The 13,076-nt window shown below is 65.7% G+C and carries 10 protein-coding genes and 2 pseudogenes; 6 read left to right on the top strand and 6 right to left on the bottom strand.

Features of this window, described 5'->3' with window-relative positions:
- Positions 1-28: 28 nt before the first annotated feature.
- Entirely contained in the window at positions 29-1,219 is a 1,191-nt protein-coding gene (locus tag C7411_RS21520) for an ABC transporter substrate-binding protein (RefSeq protein ID WP_110386077.1), read from the top strand.
- A complete protein-coding gene (locus C7411_RS21515) occupies positions 1,212-2,039 on the top strand; it encodes an ABC transporter permease (protein WP_165822853.1) in 828 nt (275 codons plus the stop codon). The genes C7411_RS21520 and C7411_RS21515 overlap by 8 nt, the downstream gene beginning before the upstream one ends.
- Before the next feature lie 114 nt (positions 2,040-2,153).
- Here the strand turns inward: C7411_RS21515 and C7411_RS38315 are convergent.
- Together C7411_RS38315 and C7411_RS21505 are read right to left on the bottom strand one after the other, a co-directional pair.
- Positions 2,154-2,289: pseudogene (locus C7411_RS38315) on the bottom strand (CmcJ/NvfI family oxidoreductase); the annotation flags it as partial.
- A gap of 11 nt (positions 2,290-2,300) precedes the next feature.
- Positions 2,301-2,528 (bottom strand): hypothetical protein, encoded by a 228-nt coding sequence (locus C7411_RS21505; RefSeq protein ID WP_110386075.1) that lies wholly within the window; start codon positions 2,526-2,528, stop codon positions 2,301-2,303.
- Between the two features lie 357 nt (positions 2,529-2,885).
- On the opposite strand from C7411_RS21505, the gene C7411_RS21500 reads away from it, so the two are divergent.
- From C7411_RS21500 to solA, 3 genes are all read left to right on the top strand, one after another.
- Positions 2,886-4,445 carry an SH3 domain-containing C40 family peptidase gene (locus C7411_RS21500; protein ID WP_110386074.1) on the top strand — a complete coding sequence of 520 codons (1,560 nt, stop codon included), beginning with the start codon at positions 2,886-2,888 and terminating at the stop codon, positions 4,443-4,445.
- A gap of 456 nt (positions 4,446-4,901) precedes the next feature.
- Positions 4,902-5,999, top strand: a complete 1,098-nt coding sequence (locus tag C7411_RS21495) for a porin (RefSeq protein WP_243413270.1) — start codon at positions 4,902-4,904, stop codon at positions 5,997-5,999.
- Positions 6,000-6,181: 182 nt separating this feature from the next.
- Positions 6,182-7,339: an N-methyl-L-tryptophan oxidase gene (solA, locus tag C7411_RS21490; protein WP_110386073.1), complete on the top strand. Its 1,158-nt coding sequence runs from the start codon at positions 6,182-6,184 to the stop codon at positions 7,337-7,339.
- 134 nt (positions 7,340-7,473) lie between these two features.
- Here solA and C7411_RS21485 read toward each other — a convergent pair.
- The 4 genes and pseudogenes from C7411_RS21485 to C7411_RS21470 form a co-directional block, all read right to left on the bottom strand.
- Positions 7,474-7,667, bottom strand: a pseudogene (locus C7411_RS21485) (XdhC family protein); the annotation flags it as partial.
- A 63-nt stretch (positions 7,668-7,730) separates the two neighbouring features.
- On the bottom strand, positions 7,731-10,193 hold the full coding sequence (locus C7411_RS21480; RefSeq protein ID WP_110386072.1) for a cytochrome c: 2,463 nt from the start codon (positions 10,191-10,193) through the stop codon (positions 7,731-7,733).
- A gap of 6 nt (positions 10,194-10,199) precedes the next feature.
- Positions 10,200-10,703 (bottom strand): (2Fe-2S)-binding protein, encoded by a 504-nt coding sequence (locus C7411_RS21475; protein ID WP_110386071.1) that lies wholly within the window; start codon positions 10,701-10,703, stop codon positions 10,200-10,202.
- Positions 10,704-10,832: 129 nt separating this feature from the next.
- Positions 10,833-12,017: an FAD-dependent monooxygenase gene (locus tag C7411_RS21470; RefSeq protein WP_110386070.1), complete on the bottom strand. Its 1,185-nt coding sequence runs from the start codon at positions 12,015-12,017 to the stop codon at positions 10,833-10,835.
- A 295-nt stretch (positions 12,018-12,312) separates the two neighbouring features.
- On the opposite strand from C7411_RS21470, the gene C7411_RS21465 reads away from it, so the two are divergent.
- Positions 12,313-13,065, top strand: coding sequence for a maleate cis-trans isomerase family protein (locus C7411_RS21465; RefSeq protein ID WP_110386069.1), 753 nt, complete (start codon positions 12,313-12,315; stop codon positions 13,063-13,065).
- The last annotated feature ends 11 nt before the right edge of the window (positions 13,066-13,076 follow it).

The raw sequence follows: 13,076 nt of genomic DNA, 5'->3' as shown, positions 1-13,076 counted from the left end.
ATCCGGCAGACACAAGCGGGGAATCTTCATGTGCAACGTACCGATGTCACGACGCGAATGGCTCAAGCTCGCGTCGCTCTTTACCGTCGCGGGCGCCGCGCCGCTGCTGAAGTCGCTGGATGCGCGCGCTGCCGCCGATCCCGATGCACCCGTACGCATCGGGTATCTGCCCATTACCGATGCGACGCCGCTGCTCGTCGCCCACAACAACGGCTATTTCGACGCGGCGGGTATCCAGGCGGAAAAACCGACGCTGTTGCGAAGCTGGGCGCAACTCGTCGAGGCGTTCCTGTCGGGACAGGTGAACGTGGTGCATCTGCTCTCTCCGATGACAGTATGGGCGCGCTATGGCAGCAAGGCGCCCGCCAAGGTGGTGGCGTGGAATCACGTGAACGGATCGGCATTGACCGTTTCGCCCGGTGTGAGCACGGTGGCGGATCTCGGCGGCAAAACGGTTGCTGTGCCGTTCTGGTATTCGGTGCATAACGTCGTGCTGCAAGACATGCTGCGCGCGCAGGGTCTCACGCCCGTGCTGAAGCATTCGGGAACGCCCGGGCCGAAGGAAGTCAACCTGATCGTGATGGCGCCGTCCGACATGCCGCCGGCGCTGGCCTCGAACCAGATTGCGGGCTATATCGTGGCCGAGCCGTTCAATGCGGCGGCCGAGCAACTGAACATCGGCAAGATTCTGCGCTTTACGGGCGACGTGTGGCGCAACCACGCGTGCTGTGTGATCTTCATGCACGAGCAGGATCTGACACAGCGCGCAGCGTGGTCGCAGAAGGTGGTCGATGCGATCGTCAAAGCACAGCTGTGGACGCGTGCCAATCCTCAAGACGCGGCAAAGCTGCTGTCGAAGGAAGGCCCCAACCACTACACGCCGCACGCGCCGCAACTGCTCGCGCGCGTGCTGGCGCCACAAGCCGCCGATCAGGGCCGTTATCTCGGCGACCACGCAATCCAGCACGCGGACTGGAACTCGAAGCGGATCGATTTCCAGCCCTATCCATATCCGAGCTACACGGAAGAACTCGTGCGCCGGCTGAAAGCGACCCAGGTGGAAGGCGCGAGCCAGTTCCTCGCGTCGCTCGATCCGAAACAGGTCGCAAGCGATCTCGTCGATGACCGTTTCGTGAAAAAGAGCATCGAAGCATCGGGCGGCCTCGCGGCGTTCGGTCAGGATGCCGGCTATTCCCGCAAGGAGACGATCGTTGTCTAGCGTGCTCGTTCGCGAAGCTTCATCACCGGCACGCAGCCGCAGGCCGGCGTCCGCGCATTGGCGCAGTGTCGTGCTGGGCGTCGCAGGCCTGGCCGCCACGTTGGCACTCTGGTGGCTCGCCGTCACGCTGCTCGCGGGCCACAACGCGATGGCTGCACAGTTCGCGCCGCAGCGCGCGCTGGAAGCCCTGCCTGCCCTCGTCACCAGCGATCACCTATTCGTGCATGTGGCGACCAGTCTCAAGCGTATTGCCGTCGGACTTGCGTGGGCGCTCGTGGTCGGCGTGCCGTTAGGCTTTGCAATTGGCCGTCTGCGCTGGCTCGAACAGACGCTCTCGCCCACGCTGCAGTTTTTGCGCATGATCTCGCCGCTTTCGTGGATGCCGCTGGCCGTAATGTCGCTCGGCGTCGGCGATCGTGCGGTGTATTTTCTGCTCGCGTTCGCCGCTGTCTGGCCGCTGGTGATGAGCACGGCATCGGGCGTCGCGCATCTCGACCGGCGCTGGATCCAGCTTGGCGAAAGCCTCGCCGCCACGCGCGCGGAAATGCTCTGGCATATCTATGTGCCTGGCGTCGCTGCGCATGTGCTCACTGGCGTGAGACTCGCTATCGGCATCTTGTGGATCGTGCTGGTGCCTGCGGAAATGCTCGGCGTGAGCGCGGGACTCGGTTATCTGATTCTCGATACGCGCGACCGGCTCGCGTATTCCGAACTGACGGCCGTCATACTCGTGATCGGCGTGCTGGGTTTTCTGCTCGATCTCGCGGCGCGCGCCATTGCCGCGCGCCTGTCGAGTGACGTGGCGGTGCGGGACCAGTAGATCCCTGATAACGCCGACGTGCAGGCACGAGGTGAATCTGTCCGTCCCGAGCGATGCGCGGCTGTTTTGGTTTTGGCGGCACGGGCCGGATACCCATACACGCTCCGGTAAGCCTCAGAAAAACGATAGCGTGCGCAGTTCGATACTCGGGCGCGGCCCGTGCATCCGGCGGTGACGACGGATCATCGAATGCCGTATGCGCCGTCAGCCGCGCGACGTCGCCGCCAGCGGAATCGTAGATTTTCAGCAGCGTGAACGAATTCAGTCCGGCGCTATTTCGCCGATGATCTGACACGAATCCGATGTGACTGTGATGTTGAAATACCCCGCGCGCGCATAGCGGGCGATGCGTTCGAGGCGCTCCGGATCGTTCTTGCACGTATGCTCGGGTACAGACGGCACGGGCCGCGCCTGCACGCGCTGACGCACAAATTCGATCGGATGAAGCACGGCCAGACGGTAAAACGATGCGAGGCTCATCGACGTCATGCGCCCTCCTGCTCATGGCAATATCAGTTGAATCTAGTCAGTGAAGTGGCAATGCACAAACAAGCATTTGTGCATTGCTTTGCCATGTGCGGACGATGTATAAGCCGGCCGTTCGAAGCCGCGTGGCCCGGCGGCTCAAATATGCGCGCCACCGCCGTTTTCAGAATGCCATGCTCGGCATCGGGCAATGTTCTGTTCGTACGGCATTCCCATGCATAGGCTTCGCCATACGTAGTGGCCGGAAGAACGTCAAGTCATCCTCTCCGCCTCGCCTGCACTGGCGGATTTCCCTTTTTATCGCTTTGCCCCGCGGCGCGTCCTGTATCATCCACGGGTTGTCGAACCGCCCGCTCGCCCATGCGCTCCACCCTCGATGCTTCCTTGCGTCTTTCCGCTTTCGCCCGCGCGCCGCGCGCCCGTTTCGTCGCCCTGGCGCTAGCCGCTGCGTGCGTGCTGCCGGGATGCGCAACCGGCCCGGCCTCGCAAAGTCAGGCCGGGCAAACGCTCGCGCCCGATACGGTCACGCTCTTCCCGATCGAGCATTACGACCAGAACGTCGACCACTGGATCGATCCGGCCAGCGCCGGTTACGACAAGCCTTTCCTTTCGCCCGACGTCCAGCGCGCGCAATTCGATGCGCTCGTCGCGCGCTATTTCGGTGCGGGTCCTAACGATCCTTCGCCGTGGAATCGCGCGTTCGTCGAGCAGCGCGTGTACCGCGACGGCGGCAGCGATATCGCTGCGCTGCAAACGCGCCGCCTCGCCGAGTTCGACAACACCGGCAAGCCGCCGCGCCGCGTTGGCTACGGCATGAATTTCCGGCCGCACACCAAGGCGTGGATCGACGCCATCGAGCGCAACGCCAACGTGAACCAGTTCGAACAGGCCGGCGGCTTCGACGCCACGCGTCGCGCCATCACCACGACCGCCCTGTATGTGCGCGAACTGCCCACCATCGACCCGTCGTTCTATTCACATCGCATCGCGGGCGAAGGCTATCCCTTCGACAACCTGCAGGTGAGCGCCGTGCGGCCGGGCACGCCGCTCTACGTGCTCGGCACGAGCGCCGACGGCGCCTGGCGCTACGTGCAGACGCCGGACGTGCAGGGCTGGGTGCGCAGCGACGGCGTGGCGAGTGTCGACGACATCTTCGTTTCGACGTGGCGCGCGGCGGCGCAACGCTCGCTCGGCGTCGTGATCGCGGCCTCCGCTGCGCTGCGCGACGACGGCGGCATGTTCCGCTTCGAAGCGCCTGCGGGCACGCTGCTGCCGCTGCGACCAGCTTCAGGCGCAACGCCTCGCGAAGTGCTCGTCCCTGCACGCGACATCAACGGACGCGCGCAGATCCGCACGGCCCCGTTCGATTCAAACGCGATCGTGCCCGCGCCGCTCGCGGCCACGCCGCGCCATCTCGCGCAGTTGATGAAGGCGCTGATCGGCCGCCCCTACGGCTGGGGCAACACGAACTTCGACAACGACTGTTCGGCCGAACTGCAGAGCATTTTCGCGGCGTTCGGCGTGTGGCTGCCGCGCCATTCGTCCACGCAAATGAACGCCGGGGAGATGACCGATCTTTCGGCGTCCACGCCCGCGCAACGCCTCGACTGGCTCGTGCAGCATGGCGCTCCGATGCGCACGCTCATCTATATCGGCGGGCATGTCATGCTCTACCTGGGCAACACCGGGCGCAACGGCAAGACGGCGCCGCTCGTCTATCAGGACGTGTGGGGCCTGCGCCCCGCCGACAACAGCCGCCGCGCCGTGATCGGCGGCTCAGTCATCTTCCCCTTGCTGCTCGCCTACCCAGAAGACCCGAGCCTCGAATCGCTCGCAGGCACGCCCGTGTTCCAGGTCAGCATTCTGGGCGCGCCCGCGGGGAGCGCGCCGCCGCAGGACGAGGAGAATCCGGCGGGGTAAGTCAGGCGCTTTCGCGCAGAGTCATGCGCCGGATGCATCAAATCGATGCGTAAATGTGATCGTTTCTCCCAGGGTGACAGATTCCGCACGGTCGTACAAAAATAGCTCCCATCGAACGTAGCACTCCGTCAACGTTGTACACCTCTCGCCAGGGGAGACGCGATCGGTGAACGCGCATTCAGTCCGGCCCATGCCTTGCCGCAAGCCCACGATGACCACGCGCTCGTCCACGCCGCTCCTGCGCACGCGAGAGGACCCCGGCCGCCGCGCCAGACAGGACTACGCGCAGTACTCCGCGTAGCACTCCCAGCATTCCGTTTCGTGTGGTTCCGCGAGGAACCCCGGCTCCCTTTTGCCTGAAGCTTTATCCGCGACTTTGCCTGGAGCACTGCCTGAAGCGTGTGCAACACCCTGTCACATCAATCTCAATCCACGAATAACACTAAGGATGACGAAATGCTACAACGCGATAACCTCGGCGTGAAATGGCTGGTCCGCTGCCTTGCGGCGGCCGGTTTGATGGGCACAGCGGGTGTCGCGAGCGCGCAGGGCACCGTCACCCTGTATGGCATCGTCGACGGGTCGATTCTCTACACGAGCCATACGATGAACACGCAGACGGGCCAGAACGCCGGTCACCAGTTCTCCTTCACGGACAGCGGCATGTCCGGCTCGAACTTCGGCATGCGCGGCGCGGAGGACCTGGGCGGCGGGATGCGCGCGGTATTCGCACTCGAAAGCGGCATTAGCATCGCGAACGGCCGGTTCGGCAATTCCAACGGCAACATCTTCGGGCGTCAGGCGTGGGTCGGCATGGAAAGCCCGTACGGAACGGTCAAGGCCGGTCTGCAGTACTCACCGTTCTTCCTCTCGCTCTACCAGACGGACCCGCGCGGCATGTCGTACTTCGGCAGCGGCCTCGTGAGCTACGTGAACAACGTCTATGTGACCGGCCTCTTCAACAGCAATGCGCTCACGTACACGTCGCCGGAAATCGCCGGCATCCAGGCAATGGGCATGTTCGCCATGGGCGGCGCAGCCGGCAACTTCCAGGCCGGACGCCAGTATTCGGCGAGCCTGCGCTACCACATCGCAGGCTTCACGCTCACAGGCGCGCTCTATAGCGGCAACGCCGGAGGCAGCGCTGCCTCCACGCCGGTGCCGAGCACCGTGGAGTTCGTGGGCCGCACGATCGGCGCGAGCTACCGATTCCCGAACGCGCTCACGATCTCCGCTTCGTATGCGCTTTACAAGGTTGCGCGGTCGTTCGACAACAGCGTCTATTCCGGCGGACTCAGCTATATGATCACGCCCTATCTCGACGTCGACGCGGGCGTCTGGTACACGCGCGACGGCAACGACGGCAGCAACCACTCGCTGATGGCGTCGAGCGGCGTGCAGTTCTTCCTGTCCAAGCGCACGACGCTCTATGGGCAGGTCGGCTACGTGAACAACCACGGGCGCATGGACACGGGCTTGTCGATCAACAACGCGCTCTTTGAAGTCTCCGGCTCGACGGTGGGCACGAGCATCGGCATCCGGCACCTGTTCTGATACGCACGAGTGGTCCGCGGGGCCACGCAAACGGCGCGCTCGGGCCTGACCCTGCGTGCGCCAGGCCTCGCTCGACAGCTGCGGGCGAAGCGCCGACAATAAATGCCCTTTACGGCGCGCATCGCTCCCTGCGGGGCGAGGCGCACACACGTTCGCGCGCCGCGGCGCGCACGGGGCAATCCATGCAGCACACAAACGCAAGCAATCGACATGTCGACACGCTCATCGTCGGTGCGGGTTCGATGGGCATGGCGGCCGGCTACTATCTGAGCCGCCTCGGCAACAAGGTGCTGCTGCTCGACGCCGGCGATCCTCCGCACGATCAGGGTGCGCATCACGGCGCTACGCGCCTCATTCGCCATGCCTATGGAGAAGGCGCCGCCTACGTGCCGCTCGCCTTGCGCGCCCAGCAGCTTTGGGAAGACCTGGAGCAGCAGACGCAAACCGCCCTCTTCGTGCGCACGGGCGTCGTCAATATCGGCTCGCCCGACGACGCGTTCATGCGCGAGGTGCTGGTGAGCGCAGCCAGCCACGGCATCCCGCTGGAAACGCTCGACGCCGCCGCAGCCGGCAAACGCTGGCCAGCGTGGCGGCTGCGGCCGGAACAGATCGCGAACTTCGAACCCGGTGCGGGCGTGCTCTATTGCGAGCGCGCGATCAGCGCTTACCGTCAGCTCGCGACCGCGCTCGGCGCAACGCTGGGCACGAATACGCGCGTCACGCGCATCGAGTGTCACGGGCGGGAAAGCGTCAACGTCTGGACCGACACGAACGACAAGTTCACCGCGCGCGACCTGATCGTGTGCGCAGGCAAATCGACTCGCGATCTGCTCGCGCCACTGGGCCTCGAGATTCCGGTCACGCGCGTGCGCAAGAGTTTCGCGTGGTTCGGAGGCGACCCCGGCCTCTTTGCGCCGGAGCGCTTCCCGGGCTTTTTCGTTGCCTCGGAAATGGGCGGCTATTACGGGTTTCCCGATCTCGACGGCAGCGGCCTGAAGCTGGGCCGCCACGACGCCGGCGAACCTGTTGCAGCGGACGCACCGCTCGCGCCATTCGGCGCCGAGCCGGGCGATCTCGGCGATCTGCAAGCCTTCCTGCAACGCTATTTACCGGGCGCGGGGAAGCTGCGCGTGGGCCGGGTCTGCGAATACGACATGACGCCGGACGAGCATTTCATCATCGACCGCGTGCCCACTTGCCCGAACGTACACATCGCAACCGGCTTTTCCGGGCATGGTTTCAAGTTCGCCAGCGCGATTGGCGAGGCGCTCGCCGAGCGGATCACGCAAGGCGAAAGCCGCATCGACCTTGCGATGTTCGCGCGCAAGCGCTTTGCATGACGACGCGGCCTGGCAGGGCGTACACCCGGACGTCATGTATGGTCACGCTGTATGGGGCGATATGCTCTAATGTCCGCGACGTGTTTGCAGAGGCGCAATCTCGCAATCGCACCGAATTCCGTTCGAAGAAGCAGACGGTCGACGAGATCGTCTTCGATGCCCCCCGAGACCGAGCCTGCCATGCGGCCATCCTCGCGCAGCGCCTGCATCGAACCGAGCGGGCGCGGCGACGAGCCCCACGTGGCACGACCGTATAAAGCCACGCGCTGCTGCCCGCCGCGACCCAGCGCGCCGCCGCTTCGAACACTTCGCGATCCGCGTCCTGCATGTCCACGTTCGGCCTCCTGGCTGCCGTGCTCCGGCTAGCGCTTCACGTTCGAGCTGCATGCGCTCAATGCGTCTGCGCGCGCACGCGCGCCGCCGTCGCGGCGAGATCGCGCCATGCCGGCTGCCCCGGCGCATAGCGCGCGCGAATGTAGCCCGCGAGCTCGGCCATCTGCCGATCGTCGAAACTGTCCTTGAATCCCGGCATATAACCGAGCCCTTCGGTGGCCGGCTGGTCGATGCCGTGCATCAGCACATGCAGCAGATTGCCGGGGCTTGCCTGGCTCACGCTAGTGTTCAGCCCCATGAGCGGCCGCACGCCAAGATGCCCAACGCCGCCCGATTCCGCATGACACACCGCGCAGGCCGCCTCGAACATGCGCTGGCCGTTCTGGAAGCCGAGCGCCGTGAGCGTGTCGGCAGGCGCGCCTGCCGCGCGTTGCGCCGCCGCCTGCGCGGCGCTGGCCGTATCGACGGGCGGCGAGAGCGAGGCGATGTAATGGGCAATCGCGCGTACGTCCGATTCGGGCAATTCCGCGAGCCCCGCAACAACCGGGGCCATCGGCCCTGCGGCCACGCCGTGCTCGGCCGAAAAGCCCGTACGCAGGTAGCTGAACAACGCGTCTTCGGTCCACGGCACGGGCGCGCCTTGCTGCTTGTCGTGCACGGCGATCAGTGAGGGTGCGTCCCAGCCCTCGGCGTTCCCGCCCGTGAGATAAGCGAAGCCGCCCTTCTCCGCGCCGAGCGCGTTGCGAGGCGTATGGCACGCGCCGCAATGGCCCGCGCCATCCACGAGGTATTTGCCGCGATTCCATAGCGCCGACTGTTGCGGATCGGGCTGATATTGCGCGTCGTCGTGGAAGAGCCAGTTCCAGCCCGCCACGAGGCGACGCTGGTTCATCGGGAACGGCAGGCGCGTTTGCGGCGCGGCCTGCTTCACCGCGGGCTGCGACATGAGCCATGCGTAGAGCGCCAACATGTCGGCGTCGCTCATGCGCGCGAACGCCGTATACGGGAACGCTGGATAGAGATGGCGGCCGTCTCGCGCGATGCCGTGACGCATCGCGCGCGCGAAGGCCTCGTAGGGCCACGCGCCGATGCCGGTTTCGCGATCCGGCGTGATATTGGTGGACCAGACCGTCCCGAACGGCGTCTCCAGCGCGAAGCCGCCCGCGTTCGTCTGACCGCCGGGCGCGGTATGGCACACGGCACAGTCGCCTGCGAGCGCGACCTGGCGTCCGCGTTCGAGCATCGCCGCGCTCCACATCGAGGCGTCGGGGTCCGCGCCCGCGGGCAGCGGCGCGATGGACGGGGGGCCGGGCAGCATCGAGCAGGCAAGGCCGATCAGGCCGCCCGCCACGCCGCCAATGCCGCCGCCGGCCAACCAGCGTCTCCAGCGTGACGGGCGGCGTTTGGCGGCGGGCGCTTCGAGGCTAACCGCCGGGCCTGCTTCGGCGAGCGCGCGGCGGATCGTGTCGGCGTCGAACGGCGGCGCGCGAAAACGCACGCCGGTGGCGTCGTAGAGCGCGTTGGCGATCGCGGCGGCGGCGGGCGCGGCAGCCTGGTCGATGCGTGTGTCGTCGGCGGCGCCTCGATGAATTATTTCGTTATCCGTATCGTCAGATGCCGCGACGATGTCGTGAACGATCGACGCATGCTGCGTCGGATCGCGGCCCGGCTCGTCGTAGTTGGCCCGGGCGATGCGGTGCGTTCCCGTCGCGCGCGCGATCGCCTCTTCGATCTGCCATGCGGGCATGCCGGCGAGCGCAGCCGCATCGGGCGTGCCTTCTCCCTGCCCCGCCACCACGCGCCGCACGGCGATATCGCCGGTCTTGCGGTTGACGTCCAGGTCGACGACCCATGCGGACCAGCTTGCCGCCTGCGCCGGCGCCTGCACCTGTGCGGGCGCCGGCGTGTAGTCGAGCGTCGGCGTCAAAGGTGCGTTCGCAGGCGTGCCATGCCGCACGCTCGAACCGTCGAACGCAAAGCCGCGTCCGCGCACCCACGGCGAAGCCGGGTCGCTCGCAACGGGCGGCGTTACGCCCCACGCCGCGCGCTCGCTCACCATGCGAATCACTTCGCGCGCGCCCGCGTCGCGCGCCGCGTCGAGATGATCGAGACGTAGCGCAACAGGATCGCGATGCGCCTCGTGCGCGATCTCGTCGATGAACGACTCGCGCGCGAAGGTGTGTGCCTGCACGGGTATCGCCTGCGCGGGATCGTCGACGGCGACGCTCGCCTGCGCATGGCGATAGAGCAGCGGCGGCCCGGACAGCGACGAAGGGCGCATCGCCGCTGCGCCCGAATGCCCGTCGATGCGCGCGCGGTAATGCCACGTTTTCATGATGCCGTCCGGCGCGAAGATCGCGGCAACGGCGAGTTGCGCATCGCCATCGAGACCCTGTGCAGGCCACGCGTACTGCGCACGCCGTCGGGCACCCGCTGCGCTTTCGCGATCGTCGTCCTGCGTGGTCAGCGCATGCGCATTGTCTTCACTCTGGCGCCATGCCTGCCGATCATGCTCGCTCATCGCGCCTCAGTTCCCTTGTTCCTGTTGCAGATACAGCGCCGCGCGCTTCACCGCGCGCACGATCTCCAGGTGCGTGCCGCAGCGGCACAGATTGAAACGCAATGCGTCGCGGATCGCATCTTCGTCGGGCGTTCGATTGCGCGCGAGCAGTGCCGCCGCACTCATGATCATGCCGTTGAGGCAATAGCCGCATTGCGCGGCCTGCTCGTCGATGAACGCGCGCTGTACCGGATGCAGCGTGTCGAGCGTGCCGAGACCTTCGAGCGTCGTGACTTCGCGTTCGCGCACCGCCTCGGCCGGGACCACGCACGAGCGCGTAGCCAGGCCGTCGACCAGCACCGTGCAGGCGCCACATTGGCCGAGCCCGCAGCCATATTTGGGGCCGTTGAGCTCGCAGTCGTTGCGTAGAATGTAGAGGAGCGGCGTGTCGGGCGTGGCGCCCTCGATGATGCGTGTCGTGCCGTTCACGCTAAGCGTGAGCGGCCCCGCGTGGGAACCGGAATGCAACATGGACTGACTCGAAATTAGGGTAAGCACAGGCTGCGCGGATGCCGTTCCGCAGCCCCGGCGGCGCGCCACATGATCTTCAGACACGACGCGCCGCACAGGACCTTATAACCCGCCGAAAATCGGCGTGCTTCAGCCCGCTGCGCTCAGGGCTTCCTGGCCTGCGTCCTGTATTGCGCCAGTCGCTTGTGGCGCAACCAGCGGCACGTTGAACACGTCGTAGGCGAACACCCACGCCGGGTCTTCGTTCGTGCGCAGCCACGTATTGTTGTGCGAGACCAGTTGCACCTTCGACGCGCGCGCCGCGCGATTCGCCTCGTACAGGGCGAACGCGCCCGTGTAGTCGGTCGTGCCCACCTCGTCGAAGCAGCGCGTGAGCATGGCCGCGTCCTCGATCGCCATGGCCGCGCCCTGCGCCATGTGCGGCTTCATCGGATGGCACGCGTCGCCGAGCAGCACCAGGCGGCCGCGGCTCCACAGCGGCAGCGGATCGCGCTCCAGCAGCGGCCACTTGGTGATGGACGGCGAAACGTCGATCAGGTTCAGCACGTCCGGGTGATAGCCCTCGAACGCCTCGCGCATTTCCTCGCGGCTGCTTTGCATCATCGAAACGCCCGCGGGCCATTCGGCCTGCGGCACGCCGGTGACGTAGTAATACTCGTCGCGCTTCTCGGTCACGTAGTAGACCATCATGTGACGGTCCTGCGACCACCACTTCACGCACATGTCATACGGGTGATTGCCGAGCAGCGAGGCCGGAAACACCGCGCGATGCGCGACATAGCCCGTGTAACGCGGCGGCTGGGCGCCCAGCAGATGCTCGCGGATCTTCGAGTTCACCCCGTCCGCGCCGATCACGATGTCGGCCACTTCCACGCTGCCGTCCGTGAACGTGAGGCGTACTTCGCTGCCGGTGTCCTCGACCGACTGCAGGCACTTGCCGAACGCGATGGTGCCCGGCGCGACGGCGTCGCTCATCAGCTTGTGGAAGTCGCCACGATGCACGGTCAGGTAGGTCGCGCCGTAGGTCTTGAGGGCGTAGTCGCCGAGCGGAATCTGCGAGATAGCCTCCGCTGTCTGCCAGTCGCGGCTGTACCAGTAATCGGGGTGCGAGCCCATCGCGTTGAGCGCGTCCTCGCAACCGATGCGCCGCATGATCTTCATGACATTCGGCCCGAGGTGAATACCCGCGCCGAGGCGCGAGAACGCGGGCGCCTGCTCGTAGAGGCGGACGTCGTAGCCGCGGCGCTGCATCAGCGCGGCAGCCGCCACACCGCCAAGACCGGCGCCGATGATGGCGATACGGGGTTTGCTCATAGGTTCTCCAGGTCGTGCGCCCGCGCCGCATGGTGTGCCGCCGGGCCAGGTTGAGTACGAAACGGTGCGAAGTTAAATGTAGCGTACACATTAGAAAATAAATCGGCAAGCACAAACTTCCCCCAGTTCTTTCCTGAATATTTCCGCAAGAATTCGCCTATATATGAAGCGACGCGTTTATCCTGTTATTTTCCCCGTTGCACATTTAAAACGTACACGCTAGAGTTTTCTCAAATTTCGACGACCCCCGCGAAGGCGGGCCTCGTCGCCGCCCAACTGCAATGGAGTGCGCGTCATGAGCAAGACTTACCGCATCGGCCAGATCGTGCCGAGCTCGAACACCACAATGGAAACCGAAATCCCGGCGATGCTGCGCCTGCGCGAGGCGATCCGCCCGGAGCGCTTCACGTTCCATTCGAGCCGTATGCGCATGAAGAAGGTCGTGAAGGAGGAGCTTGCCGCAATGGACGCCGAATCGGACCGCTGCGCCGTCGAGTTGTCCGACGCGCGCGTGGACGTGCTCGGCTACGCGTGCCTCGTCGCGATCATGGCGATGGGCCGCGGCTATCACCGCGTCTCGCAGGCGCGCCTCACGAAGCACACGGCCGAGAACGGTGCCGCGGCGCCGGTGCTCACGAGCGCGGGCGCGCTCGTCGACGCGCTCAAGGTGATCGGCGCGAAGCGCATCGTCGTGGTGGCGCCGTACATGAAGGCGCTCACCGAACTCGTGGTCGACTACATTCGCCACGAAGGCTATGAAGTGCTCGACTATCGCGCGCTCGAAATCCCCGACAATCTCGACGTGGGCCGCCACGACCCCGCGCGCCTGCCCGCGATCGTCAAGACGCTGAACTACGCCGACGCCGACGCCATCGTGCTCTCGGCTTGCGTGCAGATGCCTTCGCTGCCCGCCGTCGCCAAGGTTGAGGCGATGACCGGCAAGCCCGTCATCACCGCCGCGATCGCCACGACGTACGCGATGCTGCGCGAACTCGATCTCGAGCCGATCGTGCCGGGCGCGGGCGCGCTGCTCTCGGGCGCGTATTGACGAAGCCGCCC

This window comes from Paraburkholderia silvatlantica (assembly GCF_003096715.1).
GTDB classification, from domain to species: Bacteria; Pseudomonadota; Gammaproteobacteria; order Burkholderiales; family Burkholderiaceae; genus Paraburkholderia; species Paraburkholderia silvatlantica.
Note: the sequence above shows the minus strand (reverse complement) of the source record. Positions and strands in the feature narration are given on the sequence as shown.

Excerpts from the sequence above, each read along its gene's own strand:
- C7411_RS21520 (WP_110386077.1), top strand. The coding sequence starts at position 29 with ATGTGCAACGTACCGATGTCACGACGCGAATGGCTCAAGCTCGCGTCG.
- C7411_RS21505 (WP_110386075.1), bottom strand. The coding sequence starts at position 2,528 with ATGACGTCGATGAGCCTCGCATCGTTTTACCGTCTGGCCGTGCTTCAT.
- C7411_RS21500 (WP_110386074.1), top strand. The coding sequence starts at position 2,886 with ATGCGCTCCACCCTCGATGCTTCCTTGCGTCTTTCCGCTTTCGCCCGC.
- C7411_RS21495 (WP_243413270.1), top strand. The coding sequence starts at position 4,902 with ATGCTACAACGCGATAACCTCGGCGTGAAATGGCTGGTCCGCTGCCTT.
- solA (WP_110386073.1), top strand. The coding sequence starts at position 6,182 with ATGCAGCACACAAACGCAAGCAATCGACATGTCGACACGCTCATCGTC.
- C7411_RS21480 (WP_110386072.1), bottom strand. The coding sequence starts at position 10,193 with ATGAGCGAGCATGATCGGCAGGCATGGCGCCAGAGTGAAGACAATGCG.
- C7411_RS21475 (WP_110386071.1), bottom strand. The coding sequence starts at position 10,703 with ATGTTGCATTCCGGTTCCCACGCGGGGCCGCTCACGCTTAGCGTGAAC.
- C7411_RS21470 (WP_110386070.1), bottom strand. The coding sequence starts at position 12,017 with ATGAGCAAACCCCGTATCGCCATCATCGGCGCCGGTCTTGGCGGTGTG.
- C7411_RS21465 (WP_110386069.1), top strand. The coding sequence starts at position 12,313 with ATGAGCAAGACTTACCGCATCGGCCAGATCGTGCCGAGCTCGAACACC.